Annotated in this window: 17 protein-coding genes; 12 read left to right on the top strand and 5 right to left on the bottom strand. The window is 60.8% G+C overall.

All coding sequences use genetic code 11. The annotated features are described in order from the left end of the window. The first annotated feature begins 228 nt into the window (after positions 1 to 228). The 3 genes from A0257_18015 (at position 229) to A0257_18005 (ending at position 3425) form a co-directional block, all read left to right on the top strand. Positions 229 to 993 (top strand): 2-deoxy-D-gluconate 3-dehydrogenase, encoded by a 765-nt coding sequence (locus A0257_18015; GenBank protein ID AMR28805.1) that lies wholly within the window; start codon positions 229 to 231, stop codon positions 991 to 993. Between the two features lie 225 nt (positions 994 to 1218). After that, the gene (locus tag A0257_18010; protein AMR28804.1) at positions 1219 to 2049 is read left to right on the top strand and encodes a 5-keto-4-deoxyuronate isomerase; all 831 of its coding nucleotides are present in this window, start codon (positions 1219 to 1221) and stop codon (positions 2047 to 2049) included. A gap of 446 nt (positions 2050 to 2495) precedes the next feature. Then, positions 2496 to 3425 (top strand): ribose-phosphate pyrophosphokinase, encoded by a 930-nt coding sequence (locus tag A0257_18005; GenBank protein AMR28803.1) that lies wholly within the window; start codon positions 2496 to 2498, stop codon positions 3423 to 3425. Between the two features lie 137 nt (positions 3426 to 3562). Here the strand turns inward: A0257_18005 and A0257_18000 are convergent, their stop codons facing one another. Then, positions 3563 to 5455, bottom strand: a complete 1893-nt coding sequence (locus A0257_18000; GenBank protein ID AMR28802.1) for an X-Pro dipeptidyl-peptidase — start codon at positions 5453 to 5455, stop codon at positions 3563 to 3565. A 201-nt stretch (positions 5456 to 5656) separates the two neighbouring features. On the opposite strand from A0257_18000, the gene A0257_17995 reads away from it, so the two are divergent. Together A0257_17995 and A0257_17990 are read left to right on the top strand one after the other, a co-directional pair. Further along, complete coding sequence (locus A0257_17995; protein AMR28801.1) at positions 5657 to 6229, top strand: 50S ribosomal protein L25/general stress protein Ctc; 573 nt, start codon at positions 5657 to 5659, stop codon at positions 6227 to 6229. Between the two features lie 206 nt (positions 6230 to 6435). After that, complete coding sequence (locus tag A0257_17990; protein ID AMR28800.1) at positions 6436 to 7002, top strand: aminoacyl-tRNA hydrolase; 567 nt, start codon at positions 6436 to 6438, stop codon at positions 7000 to 7002. A gap of 131 nt (positions 7003 to 7133) precedes the next feature. Here the strand turns inward: A0257_17990 and A0257_17985 are convergent, their stop codons facing one another. After that, a complete protein-coding gene (locus A0257_17985) occupies positions 7134 to 9176 on the bottom strand; it encodes a methionine--tRNA ligase (protein AMR28799.1) in 2043 nt (680 codons plus the stop codon). Positions 9177 to 9433: 257 nt separating this feature from the next. Here A0257_17985 and A0257_17980 point away from each other — a divergent pair, with 257 nt between their 5' ends. Then, on the top strand, positions 9434 to 10096 hold the full coding sequence (locus tag A0257_17980) for a hypothetical protein (GenBank protein ID AMR28798.1): 663 nt from the start codon (positions 9434 to 9436) through the stop codon (positions 10094 to 10096). A 197-nt stretch (positions 10097 to 10293) separates the two neighbouring features. Here the strand turns inward: A0257_17980 and A0257_17975 are convergent, their stop codons facing one another. Together A0257_17975 and A0257_17970 are read right to left on the bottom strand one after the other, a co-directional pair. Beyond that, a complete protein-coding gene (locus tag A0257_17975; GenBank protein ID AMR28797.1) occupies positions 10294 to 10653 on the bottom strand; it encodes a hypothetical protein in 360 nt (119 codons plus the stop codon). A gap of 74 nt (positions 10654 to 10727) precedes the next feature. Next, complete coding sequence (locus A0257_17970; GenBank protein ID AMR28796.1) at positions 10728 to 11297, bottom strand: peptide-methionine (R)-S-oxide reductase; 570 nt, start codon at positions 11295 to 11297, stop codon at positions 10728 to 10730. Between the two features lie 230 nt (positions 11298 to 11527). Here A0257_17970 and A0257_17965 point away from each other — a divergent pair, with 230 nt between their 5' ends. Both A0257_17965 and A0257_17960 read left to right on the top strand, forming a co-directional pair. Further along, complete coding sequence (locus tag A0257_17965; protein AMR28795.1) at positions 11528 to 13339, top strand: GTP-binding protein TypA; 1812 nt, start codon at positions 11528 to 11530, stop codon at positions 13337 to 13339. A gap of 62 nt (positions 13340 to 13401) precedes the next feature. Then, the gene (locus tag A0257_17960) at positions 13402 to 13962 is read left to right on the top strand and encodes a hypothetical protein (GenBank protein AMR28794.1); all 561 of its coding nucleotides are present in this window, start codon (positions 13402 to 13404) and stop codon (positions 13960 to 13962) included. Here A0257_17960 and A0257_17955 read toward each other — a convergent pair. Continuing rightward, complete coding sequence (locus A0257_17955; GenBank protein ID AMR28793.1) at positions 13959 to 14798, bottom strand: rRNA methyltransferase; 840 nt, start codon at positions 14796 to 14798, stop codon at positions 13959 to 13961. The two genes, A0257_17960 and A0257_17955, sit on opposite strands and share 4 nt — an antisense overlap. A gap of 260 nt (positions 14799 to 15058) precedes the next feature. On the opposite strand from A0257_17955, the gene A0257_17950 reads away from it, so the two are divergent. The 4 genes from A0257_17950 to A0257_17935 all read left to right on the top strand — a co-directional run bounded on the left by A0257_17950 (position 15059) and on the right by A0257_17935 (position 19149). Then, positions 15059 to 16591, top strand: a complete 1533-nt coding sequence (locus tag A0257_17950) for a hypothetical protein (protein AMR28792.1) — start codon at positions 15059 to 15061, stop codon at positions 16589 to 16591. Between the two features lie 71 nt (positions 16592 to 16662). Then, positions 16663 to 17073 (top strand): hypothetical protein, encoded by a 411-nt coding sequence (locus tag A0257_17945; GenBank protein AMR28791.1) that lies wholly within the window; start codon positions 16663 to 16665, stop codon positions 17071 to 17073. 142 nt (positions 17074 to 17215) lie between these two features. Next, positions 17216 to 18235 (top strand): hypothetical protein, encoded by a 1020-nt coding sequence (locus A0257_17940; protein AMR28790.1) that lies wholly within the window; start codon positions 17216 to 17218, stop codon positions 18233 to 18235. Positions 18236 to 18408: 173 nt separating this feature from the next. Further along, positions 18409 to 19149, top strand: a complete 741-nt coding sequence (locus A0257_17935) for a Fe-S cluster assembly protein HesB (GenBank protein AMR29837.1) — start codon at positions 18409 to 18411, stop codon at positions 19147 to 19149. Positions 19150 to 19177: the final 28 nt, after the last annotated feature.

Here is a 19177-nt window from a genome sequence, read left to right as displayed (position 1 = left end):
GATTATCAATAATTTATATAAATTTAATATTCCACTGAAAACCGTCTGTGCGCTATCGGCAGTAGCGCGAACTTTCCAGTTCGTGCGCGAGCAAAGCGAGCATGGTCGTTCGCGCCGCCCGGTCCCGCCTGCTCGCTTCGCTCGCGCACGAACTGGAAAGTTCGCGCTACTTATCGTAGATGCCGCCAAACTACTGCCCTACCTTTAGCGCGTTCACTACCGATTTTTATGCAACAACCCTTTGATTTAACGGGCCAGACTGCCCTTGTCACGGGCTGCAACCGGGGCATTGGGCAGGCGCTGGCGCTGGGCCTGGCCGAGGCGGGGGCCGATATCATCGGCGTGTCGGCCACGCTGGCCGCCGATGGCGGCGACACCGGCCGGCAGGTGCGGGCACTGGGTCGGCAGTTTTTCGCCTACCAGGCCGATTTCAGCCAGCGCCCTTCGGCCGACGCGTTCACCAGGCAAGTGCTGGCCGACTTCCCGGCGATTGATATTCTGGTTAATAATGCCGGCACTATCCGGCGCGCGCCGGCCGCCGAACATTCAGATGAGGACTGGGACAACGTACTCAGCATCAACCTTGACGCGCCTTTTCGGCTGGCCCGCGCCGTGGGCGGCCAGATGCTGGCGCGCGGCCGGGGCAAAATCATTTTCACGGCCTCGCTGCTCACCTTTCAGGGCGGCATCAACGTGCCGGGCTATGCGGCCAGCAAGGGGGGGGTAGGGAGCCTGGTGAAGGCCCTGGCCAACGAGTGGGCCGGCCGCGGCGTGAACGTAAATGCCATCGCCCCCGGCTACGTCGCCACCGACAACACCGAGGCCCTGCGCCAGGACGAAAACCGCTCGGCCGCCATTCTGAGCCGCATTCCGGCCGGCCGCTGGGGTCAGCCCGCCGATTTCAAAGGCCCCATCGTGTTCCTGGCCTCGGCCGCCAGCGACTACGTACACGGCACCATCCTCACTGTCGATGGCGGCTGGATGGGACGATAAGTAATGATTAATTGAATTGGCATACAGTGTCAGGAGTTTTTAGCCCGCAGAAGACGCAGAGGTTTCCGCAGAAGACGCAGAAGCAAACGGCTCCCTGTATGTAATTAAAAAGTCAATTTAACTACTCATTAGCTGGTTATCAAACTGCCTGAAGTAAAAGGTGCTAGCCAGCCGGCGTAGCAGGCGTATCTGCGCCAGCCGTTAAATCCGTTAAATCTGCGATTTATGAATTCCCGCTTTGCCATTGGCCCCCGCGAAACCGCCAGCCTGAACACGGCCGGCCTGCGCGCGCATTTTCTGATTGAGAATATCTTCACGCCCGGCGCTATCGAGCTGACTTACACCCACTACGACCGCATGATAGTGGGCGGAGCCATGCCCACCGCCGCGCCGCTGCCCCTACCCTGCCCCGACGGGCTGAAGGCCAATTATTTTCTGGAGCGCCGCGAGCTGGGCGCGCTCAACGTGGGCGGGCCGGGCCGCATCGTGGTCGATGGCACCACCTACGAGCTGGGCACGCAGGACTGCCTCTACGTGGGCAAAGGCAGCCAGCAAGTATTTTTTGAGAGCACCGACGCGGCCAATCCGGCCAAGTTTTACCTGCTCTCTGCCCCGGCTCATAAGGAATATCCGACCGCGCGCCGCACCCAGGCCGAGGCTACGCCCGTGGAAATGGGCAGCCAGGAAACGGCCAACGCGCGCACCATCTACAAGTACATTTTCAACGAGGGCCTGCCCAGCTGTCAGCTCGTGATGGGCCTCACGCAGCTCAAGCCCGGCTCGGTGTGGAACACCATGCCTTCGCACGTCCACGACCGGCGCATGGAAGCCTACCTCTACTTCAACCTGCCCCAGGGCCAGCGCGTGCTGCATATGCTGGGCGAGCCGCAGGAGACGCGCCCGCTGTGGGTGAGCAACGAACAGGCGATTCTGTCGCCGCCGTGGTCCATTCACACCGGCTGCGGCAGCGCGGCCTACGCCTTCATCTGGGGCATGGCCGGCGAAAACCTCGAATACACCGACATGGACGCCGTGGCGTTGGCCGACCTGCGCTAATGCTTTCTGCCTAAATCTCTTATGACCTGGCTGGCACGCTGGCGGCGGCGGGCGACGCGGCCGCGCTTTTCAGCGAATATCCGGGCCAACGGCACCGCCGCCAACCCGGTTTGGCGAAAGCAGGTTTACCTTGCGGGCTGATTCGGAAACCTGCGCGTAACTCTATGGACTACCGGCCTGCCAATCTGCGGGGGGATTTTCCCCCGAAAGCCCGCGACCTGAGTAGTCCCGACCGAACACCGACGACCTTGCTTTTTGACCGATTTCGAGGCGCTGGCTTCTCCCTTTTGGGAGCGGGCCGGCGCCTTTCGCTTTATGGCGCTGCCCGTGCGGTAAGCTTTAGCTTGCCGTTTGGGGCCTTGATTTTTATCTTAAACCGTAAGCCGGCGAACTAACGCTTACCTCACCCTCTACCCGGCGAGCTAACGCTTACCGCACTTTCTTGTATGGACCCGCACGTTAAACTATTCGCCGGCAGCGCCTCGCAGGAGCTGGGCCGCAAAATTGCCGAAGCCTACGGCCAGCCCCTGGGCGACCTCACCATCCAGCGCTTCGCCGACAGCGAGCTGGGTCCCAGCTTCGACGAGAGCGTGCGCGGCTGCGAGGTGTTCCTCATCCAGAGCACCTACCCCCCCTCCGAACACCTGATGGAGCTGATGCTGATGGTGGACGCCTGCAAGCGCGCCTCGGCCCACAAGGTCAACATTGTGATGCCCTACATGGGCTACGCCCGCCAGGACCGCAAGGACAAGCCGCGCGTGAGCATCGGGGCCAAGGTGGTGGCCAACATCATTCAGAGCGTGGGCACCGACCGCCTGATGACCTGCGACCTGCACGCCGGCCAGATTCAGGGCTTTTTTGACATTCCGGTGGACCACCTCGACGGGGCCACCGTCACGGCTCCTTACATTCAGTCGTTGAACCTGAAAAACCTACTGTTCGCTTCGCCCGATGTGGGAGGGGTAGTGCGCACGCGCGCCTTCGCCAAGAAATTCGGGGCCGAAATCGTGGTGTGTGACAAGATGCGCCTGCGGGCCAACGAAATTGCCTCCATGCAGATAATCGGCGACGTGAAGGGCATGGACGTGGTTTTCGTGGATGACATGGTGGACACCGCCGGCACCATCTGCAAGGCCGCCGAGCTGGTGATGGAGCGCGGGGCCAACTCGGTGCGCGCCGTTATCACGCACCCGCTGCTCAGCGGCCCGGCCCACGCCCGCCTCCGCGCCTCGGTGCTAACGGAGCTGATTACGACCGACACCATTCCGCAACGCGAGGAGAACGATAAAGTGCGGGTAATTTCGCTGGCCCCGCTCTTCGCCGCCGCCATCCGCAATGTGGTCACGCACGAGAGCATAAGCTCGCTGTTTGGCTAGGCATCTGTTTACAAAAAGGACGTGTCATGCTGAGCTTGTCGAAGCATCTCTACCGAACGAAACTCGAACGGCGCGGTAGAGATGCTTCGACAAGCTCAGCATGACACGTCCTTTTTTGCGACTATATCAGCGGCGGCTTACTTGCCCGCCGGCAGCACTTCCACGTCCAGAAAGCTGTCGCCGTACACGCTGTGCGTGGCTTTCACGTAGTCGCTTTCGCTGGCTTTATACGGGTTAGGCACGAAGGTTTGCGGGTTGCGGGCAATGAACGGGAACCACGTGCTCTGCACCTGCACCATGATGCGGTGGCCTTTTTTGAAGGTGTGCAACACGTCTTGCAGCCGGAAATCCACGTCAGTTTTCTGGTTGGGCACCATTGCCTCGGGCTTCTCAAAGCTGTTGCGGAAGCGGGCCGGCATCACCTCCGAGCGCACCATTTGCCAGTAGTTGCTAAGGATGATGTTCTTGTTGGGCATGTAGGCATTGTTGGGCTCATCGGCCGGATACACGTCGATGAGCTTCACCACCCAATCGGCGTCGGTGCCGGTGCTGGCCACTTTCAAGTTGGCCATAATTTCGCCGCCCAGCGTCACGTCGTCGGTCAGCACGTCGGTCTGGTACACCAGCACGTCGGGCCGGCGGCCGGCAAAGCGCTGGTCCTCACTCATGTAGTTGTGCGGCGTGAAGCCCATCGTGGTCGTGTTGTCCTCGGTGTAGGGCACGGGTTTCAGCGGGTCGCTCACGAAGCTCATGGTGCCGGGCGCGGCGGCTTGCTGGTCCAGCTTACCGTTGGCGCTCAGGTACAGCTTTTGGTGGGTGGCGGTGGCGGCGGGCCACTTATCGAAGGTTTCCCACTGCTTTTTGCCGGTGTCGAACAGGTAGGCTTCGGGCAGGCCCGAGTTTTTATCACCTGAGCCTTTCAGGAAATGCTCGAAGAATTTCGCCTCAATATTGCGCTGGTAAAACGTGGCGATGCTGTCGCCAAAATACACGTTGCTGTGCATGGTGTGGCCGGTTTCGCGCGACCAGCGTCCGTGCCCGAACGGCCCCATTACCAGCGTGTTGTAGGTGCCGGGGCTCTTCTTCTCAATGGTTTTGTAGATGGTGAGCGGGCCGCGCAGGTCCTCGGCGTCAAACCAGCCGCCCACCGTCATCACGGCGGGTTTCACGCCGGCCGTGTAGTGGGGGGGTAGGGCGCGCTTCTGCCAGAAGTCATCGTAATTGGGATGGTTGATGGTTTCCTGCCAGAAAAAATTGTTGGCGTAGTACTTATCCACATTTTTCAGCGGCCCCAGGTCCAGCAAAAACTGGTAGCCATCCTGCGTGCCCGCCTTGATATTTTGCGCCCCGTACCAAGCCTTGCTGGTCGTGTCCTGCTTCTGCAAGCCAAACACGGGGTAGGCAAACAGGTACGATTCCAAAAACGCGCCGTTGTGGTGGAAGTCATCAAAGAAGAAGTCCGACACCGGGGCCTGGGGCGACGACGCTTTCAGCGCCGGGTGGTTCGACAGGATGCCGGCCGCCGTGTAGAAGCCGGGGTAAGAAATGCCCCACTGCCCCACGCGGCCGTTGTTGCTGGCCACTTTTTTCACCAGCCAGTCGATGGTGTCGTAGGTGTCGGAGCCCTCGTCCACTTCTTTTTTACCCTTTTTGTGGTCGATTTCGGGCGTCATGTTGGTCCAGGTGCCCTGGCTTTTCCAGCGACCCCGCACGTCCTGATACACAAATATGTAGCCCTGCTTCATCATCGTTTCGGACGGGCCGAGGCGGGCCGGGTAGTGGCCCACGCCGTAGGGCGCGATGCTGTAGCAGGTGCGCTGCATCAGTATCGGATATTTCTTCCCGGCGCTCGCGTCTTTGGGCGTGTAAATGGCCGTGAAGAGCTTCACGCCATCGCGCATGGTCACGTACACTTCCTGCTTGGTGTAGTGCTGTGGGGCATAATCGGCCGGGGCCGGGGCGGGAGTTTGGGCTAGCAGGGAGCCGCCGCACAGCAGCACCAGCCAGGTGAGGGCGAAAATTTTGGTCATGAGGTGGGGAAGGGGTATGGGTAGGCTGAAAAGTGCTACAAGATACTGGAATAGTCCCCGTAAGGCCGCCGCCGTTGGCTTCGGCCGGCACCAGCCTAATCTCGCGGCAGCCCTGGCAAATTTGCCTAAAAATGCCTACCTTTGCGGCCCGTTTCGGCAAGGGTTGCCGAGCGGTCAATTCATTCCAAATCAACTTCTTTTATGAAAAGCCTGGAGATTGTAGGGTTTAAAAGAGCGAATCTCGGCAAGACGGACGCTAAGGCGCTGCGCCTCGACGCGCAGGTGCCGTGCGTGCTGTACGGCGGCCAGGAAACGGTGCATTTCGCGGTGCCCGCCATCCTGTTTCGCGAGTTGCTATATACCCCCGAAGCCCACATCGTGGACCTGAACGTAGAGGGCGCCACGTACCGCGCCATCGTGCAGGAAGCTCAGTTCCACCCCGTTAACGAAATGCTGCTGCACGTTGACTTCCTGGAAATTGCCGACGGCAAAGAAGTGAAAATGGACATCCCCGTGAAGTACGTCGGCGTATCGCCGGGCGTATTGGCCGGTGGCAAGCTAGCCAGCAAAATCCGTAAAGTAAAGGTGAAGGCTACGCCCGAAAACCTGCCCGACTACGTGGAAGTGGACATCAGCACCCTGGAGCTGGGCAAGTCGGTGAAAGTAGGCGCGGTGAAGCCCACCAACTACGTCATCCTCACCAGCGACCAGGCCCCGATTGCCACCGTCACCATCCCGCGCGCCCTGAAAGGCGAAATAGCCGCGACCAAATAGAACCACGGATTACGCGGATTTTAGCGGATTTCACGGATTTTGTGAACGGCACCGTCAATTCGTACCGGAAAGCCACCTTTTTGGGGTGGCTTTCTTTTTTGTTAAGTAGAGGTAAATAGAGACGAATTGCCTGAAGCCTGGTCGTACAGCCAGGGAATTTATCTCGTCCACAAAATCCGTGAAATCCGTTTAAATCCGCGTAATCCGTGATTTTCTTAGTACTTTGCCTGGGTAATATCGGCCCCGAATATGCCGATACGCGCCATAATATTGGCTTCATGGTAGCCGATTATTTGGCCGCTAAATTCGAGGCACCGCGCTTTGAGCTGGGCCGCCACGCTTTCACCACCGAATTCAAGAACAAAGGCCACCGCTACGTGCTGGTGAAGCCCACCACGTTTATGAATCTCAGTGGCAAGGCCGCCGCGCACTGGTTGAGCACGCTGAAAATTACGGCCGAAAATATGCTGGTCGTCACCGACGACCTGGCCCTCCCCTTTGGCAAGCTGCGCCTAAAAGGCCAGGGCTCAGCCGGCGGCCACAACGGCCTTAAGGATATTCAGGCCACGCTGGGCAATGACATGTACGCCCGGCTGCGCTTCGGCGTTGATGCCAATTTTCCGAAGGGTAGGCAGGTCGATTACGTCCTCGACCCCTTCTCGGCCGATGAGCGCATTGACCTGCCTACGCGGATTGAAAAGGCTGGCGAGGCCGTGCTGGCCTTCGGCAGTCTGGGTTTGGAGCGCGCGATGAACGTGGTGAATGTGAAGTAGATAGTATCATAAAGAGAACGTCATGCTGAGCCTGCCGAAGCATCTCGCTCGCATCGTTCGGGTTAGTCCAACGATGTGAGCGAGATGCTTCGGCAGGCTCAGCATGACGTTCTCTTTTAACTCGTTATTAATTACAAAACCGGGCTGCCGTTGCGCACGGCGCTGCCGGGCTGCATCAGCGCCAGGCTACCGTCGGCACTTTCGGCCAGCAATAACATGCCCTGGCTTTGAATTCCTTTAATTTCGCGGGGCGCTAAATTCAACAGTACCATCGCCTGCTGGCCAATCAGCGCCTCGGGAATAAACGACTCGGCGATGCCGCTCACGATGGTGCGCTGCTCCAGGCCAACTTCGATGGTGAGCTTGAGTAATTTCTTGGTTTTGGCGATTTTTTCGGCGGCCACGATGGTTCCCACTCGCAAATCCATTTTGCCGAATTCGTCGAAGCTCACGTTCTCTTTGGCCGGCGCGACGGGGGTAGCGGCCAGCGCGTTGGCCTGCTTGGTATCGAGCAATTTCTGCACTTGCGTTTGCACCACGGCATCGTCAATTTTGGCAAATAACAGCGCGGGTTCCTGCAATTGATGGCCGGCCGGCAACTGCTCGGCGCGGGCCGCGCTCGGCCAGTCGCCGGGCTCAAAATTCAGCATTTTCGCCAGCTTTTCGGCCGATTCGGGCAGGAAGGGCGTGAGCAATGGAACCAGCGCGGCCGCCACTTGCAGCGCCACGTGCAGCACCGTGCCGGTGCGGACCGCGTCGGTTTTGATAAGGTGCCAGGGCTGCGTATCGGCGAGGTATTTATTGCCGAGGCGCGCCAGGCTCATCACCTCCGCCAGCGCGTCGCGAAAGCGGTAATTTTCGATGAGGTCGCCGACGCGCGCCGGAAATTCGGCCAGCTGCCGAAATACCTCTTCGTCCACTTCCGATAATTCGCCGCGCACCGGCACTTGGCCGTCAAAAAACTTCTGGGTGAGCACGGCAGCGCGGTTCACGAAATTACCGAGGGTAGCAACCAGCTCGTTGTTGTTGCGCGCCTGGAAGTCCTTCCAGGTGAAGTCGTTATCCTTGGTTTCGGGGGCGTTGGCGCAGAGCACGTAGCGCAGCACGTCGGCCTGGCCGGGGAAATCCTGCAAATATTCGTGCAGCCACACCGCCCAATTGCGCGAGGTGCTGATTTTGTCGCCTTCCAGGTTTAGAAATTCATTGGCCGGCACGTTATCGGGCAGAATAAATTCGCCGTGCGCCTTCAGCATTACCGGGAAAATAATGCAGTGGAAAACGATGTTATCCTTGCCAATAAAATGCACCAGCTTGGTCGCCGGGTCTTTCCAGTATTTCTCCCACTCGTCGGGGAAGCCTTCCTTGGTGGCCGAGATGTAGCCGATGGGCGCATCGAACCAGACGTACAGCACTTTACCTTCGGCGCCGGGCACCGGCACGGGTACGCCCCAGTCGAGGTCGCGGGTCACGGCGCGGGCGTGCAGGCCCTGGTCAATCCAGGATTTGCACTGGCCGTAAACGTTAGTTTTCCAGTCGTTTTTGTGGCCCTCAATTATCCATTCGCGCAGCCAGGGCTCGTACTCGTTCAGGGGCAAAAACCAGTGGCGCGTGTCGCGCAGCACCGGCGTGTTGCCGCTGAGCATGGAGCGTGGATTAATTAATTCGGTCGGGCTGAGCGAGGTGCCGCAGCGCTCGCACTGGTCGCCGTAGGCGTTCTCGTTGCCGCAGTTGGGGCAGGTGCCCACCACGTAGCGGTCAGCCAGAAACTGGCCCGCCTGCTCGTCGTAGAGCTGCTGCGTGGTTTGCTCGATGAATTTGCCGTCGGCATTTAATTTCTCAAAAAATTCGCTTGAAACCTCAGCGTGCGTTTTCGAGGAAGTGCGCGAATACACGTCGAACGACACGTTGAAATCGCGGAAAGAATCGCCGATTATCTTGTGGTATTTATCGACTATTTGCTGCGGCGTAACGCCTTCTTTCTGCGCCCGAATAGTGATGGGCACGCCGTGCTCGTCGGAGCCGCAGATAAATTTTACGTCGCGGTTTTGGGCGCGTAGGTAGCGCACGTAAATGTCGGCGGGCAAATAAACGCCCGCTAAATGGCCAATGTGCACGGGGCCGTTGGCGTAGGGCAAAGCGGCCGTAACCGTGTAGCGCTGAGGGAGTAAGGTCATTAGGAAAATGAACTGGCTGCTAATTATTTCGCTGCTGAAAACGAAGGAATTGCGAAAATTATCAGTAGCTTGGCTGAAACTTGTAGAAACCGCCGATTGAAACCCTATTTATTGGGAATTACTAGCGGTGGGAAAATGGAGATATGCTAACAAAACGGGCGCGCTACCGTTTGTGCGAAGCGTAATTAATTGCGAGCGGTGAGCGGCTTTAACTTTCACTCTTTCACCTTTTTCACACCTACTAACTTCTTTTACTCATGGCCAAGAAAAACGCTACGCCTTCGCCCGAAGCCGCCGCCTCTAAATTGAAGCGTACCCCACTGGAAAAAGAGGAGCGCAAATCTCAAAAAGCCAGCAAGCGGGCAGCGAAGGCGACCAAAGGCCTGACTGACGAGCGCGCCGAGAAAAAAGCCAGCCAGAAACAGACCCTGAAGGCGGCCGCCAAGCAGCTGCAAAAGGAGTTGGACACGCGCATGAAGGAGGTGGTCACGCGCATCCGCAAAGAAACGAAGGCCAAGCTGAAAGAAGTGGTGAAGGACGCCACCCGCCGCCTCGATGGCGATACGGAGCGCATGTTTGAGCAGGCGCTGCACAACATCGTGCGCCACTATGACGCCGCCATGCCGGAAGCCCCTACCCCCACTCCCGAAGCCAACGTCGCCACCGAGCCGGCCCCGGCCCGCAGCAGCGCCAGAAAGCCGGCGGTTAACAAAGACAGTTCGGCGCGCAAAACCAGCAAAGCCACGGCTCCTACCCCCGCCGCCGCGCCCCACAAAGGTGCCGGCCGCCCGGTTGGCTCCACCAGCAAATCGACCAGCCGCCCCGGCCCCGGCCGCCCCAAGCGCCAGTCCGCCGCCGCGCCGGAGCTCAGCACGCCGGCCGGCACGACCAATGACAGCGTAGCCGTGGACAACGTGTAGATAATCAGTAATATTCTAAAAAGCCGGCCCGTTTCCAATATTGGAAATGGGCCGGCTTTTTTAGTTGCCCGTAGCCGTCAAGTAGCGCGAACTTTCCAGTTCGTGCGCGAGCACAGCGAGCATGGTCGTTCGCGCCGCGCGGCCCCACTTGCTCGCTGTGCTCGCGCACGAACTGGAAAGTTCGCGCTACTTGACGGCTACGGGCGGCGTAGCGTATCGGGAATCGACTGGTCGATGCGCCGCATCCGGGTTTCATTGGTGGTGATGTTGGCGTCGTTGGTGTTGAGCGTTTCGGGCCGCTTGAGGCGGTTGATGTCGGACGCCTGCTCGCCGAGGCGCTGGGTATTAGGGGTAGCGTCGGGCACGGCGGCGCGGGAGGCGGCACCGGCCGGCGCGTTCGCGTTGTAGATGGCGCGGCGGTCGGCGTCGGTCACTACTTCGGTGGGCACGGAGCGGGGGGCGGCGTTTTCGGCGGTGCGCTCGGTGGCCGAGCACGCGGCCAGCAGCAGAGGGGGTAGGGCCAGGGCCACAGCGCGGCAGGTGAGGCGGAAGAGCATGAGTATCAGCAAAAAAGCGGCCCGTGGTGGGCCGCCTTGCTTAAACGGATTCCGCGCCGGGCGGTTGGCCGTCGCTATTTTTTGGGCTCAAACACCAGCGCGTTGCCGTCCATGCAGTAGCGCTCGCCGGTGGGCTGGGGGCCGTCGTCGAACACGTGGCCGAGGTGACCGCCGCACTTGTCGCACACAATCTCGTCGCGGCTCATGCCGAAGGTTTTATCCGATTTTACCTTGAGGCTGGCGTTGGTGGCCGGTGCCCAAAAGCTGGGCCAGCCGGTGCCCGAATCGAACTTGGTGTCGCTGGAAAACAATAGGCTGTGGTCGGCGGCGCAGTAGTAGGTGCCGGCCGCGTGGTTGTCGTGGTATTTGCCGGTGAAGGGCCGCTCGGTGCCCTCTTCGCGCAGGATGTAATATTGGTCGGGCGTGAGCTGTTTTTTCCACTCGGCATCGGTTTTAACCACCGGAAACTCGCCGGGCTTGCCCGTGACGGGCTGGGGCTGCGGGTATTTATCGGTGGTTACGGAAGCGCCGTGGGGGCCGGCGGGCACGGCAGCTACGGTTTTGCCCTGGTCGGCGTGGCTTTGCGAGCAGGCGGGCGACAGGGCGGCGACGCTCAGCAACAGGGAAAGCATGGAAAGGCGCATGGGGGGTAGGGATAAGCAGGTGGTTGTGTGATAGCTCAACAAACGAAAAAGCCGGGGCGTTCGGATGCTGCTGGGTTAGACGCGGCCGGGCGGTGGGCCTTACAACCGTCCTACCCCCCGCTTTCGGCGGAACGCTGAGCGGCCGCGCGGTGTTGGTTTTCAGGATAATAAAAACGCAACTCGGTTTTCTAGTTGAAAATCCGTACCTTTGCGGCCGCAAAAACTTACGTATGAGCCAGAACATTCGGAATATCGCCATCATTGCCCACGTTGACCACGGCAAGACGACTTTGGTGGATAAGATTATCCACGCCTCTAAGATTTTCGACGCGCACCAGCACTTCGACGACCTCATCCTCGACGACAACCCCCTGGAGCGCGAGCGTGGCATTACTATCGTCTCGAAGAACGTGTCAGTACGCTATAATGGCGTGAAAATCAACATCATCGACACGCCTGGTCACGCCGACTTCGGCGGCGAGGTAGAGCGCGTGTTGAAGCTGGCCGACGGCGTTTTGCTGCTCGTGGATGCCTTCGAAGGTGCCATGCCGCAGACCCGCTTCGTGTTGGGCAAAGCCATCGACCTGGGCCTGAAACCCATCGTGGTGGTGAACAAGGTGGACAAGGAAAACTGCCGCCCCGATGAGGTGCACGAGCAGGTTTTCGACCTCATGTTCAACCTAGGGGCTAGCGAAGACCAGCTTGATTTCGTGACGCTGTACGGCTCCTCGAAGCAGGGCTGGATGAGCACCGATTGGAAAGAAAGGACCGACAACCTCATTCCGCTGCTCGACGCGGTGCTGTCGTCCATTCCGCCCGCGCCGGTGCTGGAAGGCACGCCCCAGATGCAGATTACGTCGCTCGATTACTCGGCGTTCGTAGGCCGCATCGCCATTGGCCGCGTGCACCGCGGCACCCTGAAAGAAGGTGCCAACATGAGCCTGATGAAGGCTGATGGCAGCATCAGAAAGGTAAAAATCCGCGAGCTGCACGTGTTTGAAGGACTGGGCCGCGTGAAGGTGGACCAGGTGAGCAGCGGCGAAATCTGCGCCGTGTCGGGCATCGAAGGCTTCGACATCGGCGATACGCTGGCCGACTTCGAAAACCCCGAGCAGCTGGAGCGCATCAGCATCGACGAGCCGACGATGAACATGCTGTTCACCATCAACAACTCGCCGTTTTTCGGCAAGGAAGGTAAATTCGTGACCTCGCGTCACTTGCGCGACCGTTTGTTTAAGGAAACCGAGAAAAACCTCGCCCTGCGCGTGGAGGCGACCGATAAGGAGGACACCTTCCTCGTGTTTGGCCGCGGCATTCTGCACTTGTCGGTGCTGATTGAAACCATGCGCCGCGAAGGCTACGAGCTGCAGGTGGGCCAGCCCCAGGTGCTGTTCAAGGAAGATGAGAAAGGCAAGCGCCTGGAGCCCATCGAGCTGCTGGTGGTGGACGTGCCCGAGGAATCGGCCGGCAAGGTTATCGAGCTGGTGAGCATGCGCAAGGGCGAAATGACCATCATGGAGCCCAAGGGCGACTTGCAGCACCTGGAATTCAGCATTCCGAGCCGCGGCCTCATTGGCTTGCGTAACAACGTGCTGACGGCCACCGGCGGCGAGGCCATCATGAACCACCGCTTCATGGACTATGAGGAGCACAAAGGTCCGATTCCGGGCCGCATCGCGGGTTCGCTGATTTCGCTGGAAACCGGCCCCGGCACGGCTTACACCATCGACAAGATGCAGGACCGCGGCTCGTTCTTCGTGGACCCCGGTGAGGAAGTGTACGCCGGCCAGGTTATTGGCGAGCACACGCGGCCTAACGACCTGACCATCAACATTCAGAAGGGCAAGAAATTGACCAATATGCGGGCCTCGGGCACGGATGACAACGCCAAAATCGTCCCCAAGCGCCAGTTTTCGCTGGAAGAAGCGATGGAGTATATCCAGAAGGACGAATACCTGGAAGTGACGCCCAAGTCGGTGCGGATGCGCAAGATTCTGCTTGATGAGAACGAGCGGCTGCGTTACGCCAAAACGGCCGAATAAATCGCGGATTTTCGCGATTTCGCGGATTCGGACGTCAGTTTAATTTTGAGAAAGGCGCGGCTTTGGTCGCGCCTTTTTTATTTCTTTTTTACTTTGTTTTTGAGTTCTTTTTTATGGATACGTTGGCCTTAACTCAATTTATTAAGCTTTTTACGCTTGCCGATGCGGCTGCTGACCAGCGCGTTAGTGAGCGGCTGGCTTTAGCGCTTAGCGACCCGGCCGGCTACCAGACGAAGTATGCCGAAGAGTTGACCGAGCGGGGCATGGAGGCCGCCCTACCCCCCCAGGAACTGCGCGACGTGGCTCTTATCGACGCGCTGCTGAGTGAGGACCTGTTGTGGGAAAGCGACGCGCAGGACCCAATTGCTGAAACCGCTGAGGGGCTGAATGACATTCTGGCGCAGCAGGGTCGCGCCGGGTGCCTGCGCCTGGCCGCTGCCCGCACCACCAGCGGCCCCGAGCAGCTCGACGCTTTGCAGGATGCGCTGGAGCCGCTGGGCCTGGCGCTGGTGCTGCTGGCGCTGGACAGCGATGCCTACCCGCTGAGCGTGGTGGCCGATGCGCAAGCCGAAGAAGTTCGCCAACTAGCTAAAGAGCTGGGCTTTACACTGACGGTTTACTAATCCCTACCCCTCCGCTGGCGCACGGCCTCGAAGGTAAGCACGGCGGCGGCCACGCTCACGTTGAGCGAGTCGAGCACGCCGCGCATGGGGATGATGACGGTTTCGTCGCAGGCGGCGCGGGTGGCGAGCGTGAGGCCGTCGGCCTCGGTGCCGAGCACTAGCGCCGTGGGGCCGCTGAAATCGCTGGCAGTGTAGTCTTTGGCCCCGTCGGCGAGGGCGGCGGCGAAGGTGCGGATGCCTTTCTCTGCGAGAAAAGCCAGGATTTCGACCATCGGCGCGGCCACGGTGGGCACCGTGAAAATGCCGCCCAGGCTGGCCCGGATGACGTTGGGATTGTAGAGGTCGGTGCGCGGGTCGCCGACCAGCACGGCGTGGGCGGGCGCGGCGTCGGCGGTGCGCAGGATGGCGCCGAGGTTGCCGGGCTTCTCCACGGCTTCGAGCACGATGACCAGCGGCTGGGGGGGTAGAGCGAGGTCGGCCAGCGTGCGGCGCGGGGTGTGCAGCACGGCCAGCACGCCATCGGAGCGCTCGCGCACGGCCAGCCTGGCAAACACGGCGGCGCTCACGAGCAGGTATTCGTAGGGGCGCGGCACTTGCTGCGCGGGCGTGAGGAGGAGCTGCGTAATAGCGGGGCCGGCTAGCTCTTCGCACACCAGCAGCGTGGCCACGGCCCAGCCGGCCTGGCGGGCATTGGTCAGCTCGCGGTAGCCCTCCACCAGCGTGAGGCCCTGGCGGCGGCGCTCGGCCGATTTTTCCTGCAAGCGCAGCACATCCCTGATGCGCGGGTTGTGCATGCTGGTGATGCGGTCGGGGGGGGTAGGGCGGGCAGCAAACATGGCGCGAAGGTACTGGGCCAGGGTAGTGCGCCTGCCAAGAGCCGGCGCACTTGGCAGGCTGGCCGGGCCGTTGGCGTACCTTTGCCGGACTTGGCGCGTGCAATTAATTCACGTAAAATTTATCTTACTGAGGTTTGAAGTTCGTGGACAGAGTTAAAAGTGGAGAGCTAAAAGTTAAAATACCATACGCTTGACTTTTAATTCTCCACCTTTAACTCTGTTCACGAACCTGAGAATTACCGCAACTTTTCCCACCCGCATTGGCTATTCGGCTTAATACCAAGATTTTACTTGGATTTACCATTGCCCTCACGGTGCTGATGGCGACCTCCATTATTTCCTACGTGGTGATGCAGCAGCTGAGCCGCTACACGCAGCTGGTGGAGCACTCCTACCGGGTGTTGCAGCAAACCAGTGACCTGCGCATCAGCGTGCGCGACGCCCAAGGGGGCGTGCGCAACTACCTGCTGCTGGCCGACACCTCCTTCCTGAACTCCTACCGCCGCAACGCGGCCCTGATGCAGACCGAGGCCAACGTGCTGCACGACCTGGTAGCCGACGATGCCGGGCAGCACGCCCGCGCCGACACGCTGCGCCATTTTGTGGCCGGGCAGCTGCGCGAGCTGGCTATCTACCGCGATTTTGCCCCTACCCCCCCGGCCGCCCAGTCGCTGCTGCTGCGCGAGCAAAGGCCGCTGCGCACGCTCAAAGGGGTGCTGCTGCGGCTGCGGCGGCACGAAGATGAGCTGCTGCGCGCCCGCAACCGCCAGCAAACCCTGTTTCAGAAGCTGGCCCCGTCGGCCGTGGTGGTGTCGGCTATGCTAGCGGTCATTATCGTGCTGTGGCTGTTTCGCAAAATCGCGGGCGAACTACACGCCAACGACGACCTGCGCCTCCAACTCACGCGCACCAACCTCGACATGGCCCGCCGCATTCGGGCGATGGAATACCTGGCTCGGCAGGTGGTGCAGGGCGATTACCAGGTCAAAATCACGGACCCCGGCCAGCAGCACGACCGCCTGGCCTCACTGGCCACGCTGCTCAACCAGATGACCCAGGCCCTGGACACGGCCTTCGGAGCGCTCGAAAACCGCAACAAGGAGCTTGACCAGTTTGCCTACGTGGCCTCGCACGACCTCAAGGCCCCCCTGCGCGGCCTGCGCACCATCGTGCAATGGATAGAAGAAGAGCTGCCCGAGGAGCTGTCGCCGCGGCTGCGCACCTACCTCGACCAGCTCAAGGGCCGCCTCAGCCGCCTCGACGACCTCATTGACGGGCTGCTGACCTACGCCCGCGCCAGCCGCGCCGAGCGTGCGCTCGAACCCGTGGACGTGGCCCAGCTGGTGCGCGAGGTGGCCGACCTGGTGGTGCCGCCCGGCTTTGCCCTGACGCTGGCCCCCGGCCTGCCTACCTTCGTGGCCGACCGCCTGAGCTTGCAGCAGGTATTTACCAACCTGCTCAGCAATGCCGTAAAATATTACGCCGGCGAGGGCCAGGGCCAGATTACCGTTACGGGCCAGGACCTGGGGACGCACTATGAGTTTCGGATTCAGGACAATGGCCCCGGCATTGCGCCCGAGCACCACCATAAAATATTTCTGCTCTTCCAGACCCTACGTGACCGTGATACCGCCGAAAGCACCGGTATTGGTCTAAGCATCGTAAAGAAGCTGGTTGAAGACCAACAGGGCACCGTCCGCGTTGAGTCGGCGCTGGGCCAGGGCGCAACTTTTATCTTCACCTGGCTGAAAGAACCTACGGCGGCTGCCGTTCCGGAAACCGCTTTCTCCTGATTCGCCATGCTCTCCGGCCCCGCGCCTGCCGCCGCCGAAGCTGCCCACGCTCACCTTTTCCCTACCCCCCCATGCGCTCCGTATTGCTGATAGAAGATGATGTTTTTGACACGATGACGGCGCAAAAGTCCTTCGAGCGCTTCAACGTGCCGCACCAGCTGCTCACCGCTTTCAACGGCGAAGAAGCCCTGGATATGCTGCTGGGCCGCTTCGGAACCCCCGCTATCGACCCGCTGCCCGAAGTCATTTTGCTTGACCTGAACATGCCCCGCATGAACGGCGTCGAGTTTCTGGAAGTGTTGCGCGGCACGCCCCAGCTGGCGCACCTGCCGGTGTTCGTGACCACCACGTCGAGCATGGACCTCGACCGCGCCGAGGCCGAGCGCCTGGGCGTGAGCGGCTACATTCTGAAGCCCCTAGACTTTGCCTCCGGCGACGACCTGGCCGACAGCCTGAGCTTGCTCGAAAAATTATTGAAGTAAGTAGGCTCGCCAACTTAACTTACTGACCGCGTGCCCTTAACCGCGCCCAAAAGCTGGCCAGTGGCGTGGGCACTTTCGCGGGGGGTAGCGGCGTTAGCTGCGCAGTGGCCGCGATTGGCCAAAATCGCTTTTATTTGCCCGCATGAAATTCTTGTTCGTTGTGGTGCTAGGCCTGGGGCTGAGCGCCGCCTGGGCGCCGGTGCTGGCGCAGGAAGCTCCCCGGCAGCTGGGCGGCGCCCCCGTGGCGCCCGCGCCTGCCCCTCGCCAGGCAGCGCCAGCGCCCCGGCAGCTCGAACCAGTGCCGACGGCTGCGCCCGCCGCGGCCGCCACGCCTACCCCCCCCGACTCGACGCGGGCGACCCAGCCGGCTCAGATAGCCACTACCCCCGCCGCACAGCCCCAGCCCGCCCCGGCGGCCCAGCCCGCGCCCGGTGGCACTTCGCCCTTCAACCGGCCCTACATCATGGGCGGCTCGACGCAGCCGGCCCGCTACCAGGTGGGCCTCAAGAACGGGGCCGTGTACAATGTGTACGATGTGCAGGTCAAGCAGCCGCTGTTCGGGCGCAATTTCCTGCTGCTCGATGGCCAGCGCCGCGTGGAGCTGAGCGAGGTGGGCTTCTACGAAAACGAGACGGGTCACTTCGTGCGCACGACCCTGCCCGGCTCGTCGCGCGAGGCCACGCTGCGCCGCGAAAAAACCGGCCGCATCAGCCTTTATGCCACGTATAGCACCAGCTATGCGCCCGGCGGCTACGGCATGCCCGGCATGGGCTATGGCGGCATGGGCTACGGCGGCTTTGGTGGCTACCCCTACGGCAACGGCTACCGCACCACCAAAACCGAGTATTTTTCGAAAGACAACGGCCCGATTCAAAACCTGAACTCGCGCAATCTGGCCCTGGCCACCACCGACAATGCGGGCGCGCAGGAGCTGCTGTCCCAGGCCCGGCGCTACCAAACCTTCGTGGTGGGGGCATACGTGGTGGGCGGCGGCCTGCTAGTAGCCGGCCTGTTGCAATCGCTGCAACCTACCAGCCCCGGCATTTCGCCGCTGTTCTACGCGGCCATTCCGGTGCTCATCGTGCCGCTGGTGCTCCAAGGCAAGCAGTCCTCAGCCCAGCGCCAGGCCATCGCGCTCTACAACAGCACGGGCTACCGCTAGCGTTTCGATGACCGACTAAACGGATAGTTTAAGAGGGGTCGTCTGCTTCTGCGTCTTCTGCGAAAACCTCGGCGTCCTCTGCGGGCTAAAAACTATTCGACCCATATACCACTCAGCAACCAATTTTCAAGGGTACGGCCAACCTGAACCCAGGATTGGCAGTACCCTTTTTTATGCCTACCCCCGCTGCCGCGCCCGCTACCGATTTTGCTGCCCGCCAGGCGCTGGCGCTGCTGGCTCACCAGCGACTATGCGCCGAGTACGGCGCGCCCTTCCTGTTTTTCAGCGATAAAGACCCGCTGAGCGAGCTGATAAGTGCCTTGCTTTCGCACCGCACCAAGAACGCCGACTCGCACCGCGCTTACCAGCAGCTGCGCGCCACGTTCCCGACCTGGGAGGCCGTGCGCGACGCCCCTACCCTCGACGTGCAGCGCGCCCTGAGCGCCTGCACCTGGCCCGAGCAAAAGGCCCCGCGCATTCAGGCCGTGCTGCACGAAATCAGCCGCCGCTGCGGCGACGAAAACCTGCCGCCCTGCTCGCTCGATTTCCTGGCCGACCGGCCCATCCCGGAGGCCCGCGCCTGGCTCGAAAGCATTACGGGGGTAGGGCCCAAAACCAGCGCCGCCACGCTGCTCTTCAGCACCTTGCGCCTGCCAGCTATGCCCGTCGATAGCCACCACCACCGGGTGGCGCAGCGCCTGGGTCTCATCGGCCCGAAGGTGGGCGAAGGGCCGGCCCACGCCCTGCTGGCCGCCCTCCTACCCCCGGATTGGACGGCGCAGCAGGTCTATGACCACCACGAGGCGCTGATGTTTCACGGGCAGAAATGCTGCTTCTATCATCGGCCTGCCTGCGGCCGGTGCGTGATGCTGGACGTGTGCCCGGTTGGGCAGGCGGCGGTTAAGGAAGAGTAAGTTATTTATCATTTTACCTTAAATTTTA

Origin of the sequence: Hymenobacter psoromatis, assembly GCA_001596155.1 — a bacterium.
GTDB lineage: Bacteria > Bacteroidota > Bacteroidia > Cytophagales > Hymenobacteraceae > Hymenobacter.
This window is presented reverse-complemented; position numbering and strand designations above follow the sequence as displayed.

Excerpts from the sequence above, each read along its gene's own strand:
- A0257_18015 (AMR28805.1), top strand. The coding sequence starts at position 229 with ATGCAACAACCCTTTGATTTAACGGGCCAGACTGCCCTTGTCACGGGC.
- A0257_18010 (AMR28804.1), top strand. The coding sequence starts at position 1,219 with ATGAATTCCCGCTTTGCCATTGGCCCCCGCGAAACCGCCAGCCTGAAC.
- A0257_18005 (AMR28803.1), top strand. The coding sequence starts at position 2,496 with ATGGACCCGCACGTTAAACTATTCGCCGGCAGCGCCTCGCAGGAGCTG.
- A0257_18000 (AMR28802.1), bottom strand. The coding sequence starts at position 5,455 with ATGACCAAAATTTTCGCCCTCACCTGGCTGGTGCTGCTGTGCGGCGGC.
- A0257_17995 (AMR28801.1), top strand. The coding sequence starts at position 5,657 with ATGAAAAGCCTGGAGATTGTAGGGTTTAAAAGAGCGAATCTCGGCAAG.
- A0257_17985 (AMR28799.1), bottom strand. The coding sequence starts at position 9,176 with ATGACCTTACTCCCTCAGCGCTACACGGTTACGGCCGCTTTGCCCTAC.
- A0257_17980 (AMR28798.1), top strand. The coding sequence starts at position 9,434 with ATGGCCAAGAAAAACGCTACGCCTTCGCCCGAAGCCGCCGCCTCTAAA.
- A0257_17975 (AMR28797.1), bottom strand. The coding sequence starts at position 10,653 with ATGCTCTTCCGCCTCACCTGCCGCGCTGTGGCCCTGGCCCTACCCCCT.
- A0257_17970 (AMR28796.1), bottom strand. The coding sequence starts at position 11,297 with ATGCGCCTTTCCATGCTTTCCCTGTTGCTGAGCGTCGCCGCCCTGTCG.
- A0257_17965 (AMR28795.1), top strand. The coding sequence starts at position 11,528 with ATGAGCCAGAACATTCGGAATATCGCCATCATTGCCCACGTTGACCAC.
- A0257_17955 (AMR28793.1), bottom strand. The coding sequence starts at position 14,798 with ATGTTTGCTGCCCGCCCTACCCCCCCCGACCGCATCACCAGCATGCAC.
- A0257_17945 (AMR28791.1), top strand. The coding sequence starts at position 16,663 with ATGCGCTCCGTATTGCTGATAGAAGATGATGTTTTTGACACGATGACG.
- A0257_17940 (AMR28790.1), top strand. The coding sequence starts at position 17,216 with ATGAAATTCTTGTTCGTTGTGGTGCTAGGCCTGGGGCTGAGCGCCGCC.
- A0257_17935 (AMR29837.1), top strand. The coding sequence starts at position 18,409 with ATGCCTACCCCCGCTGCCGCGCCCGCTACCGATTTTGCTGCCCGCCAG.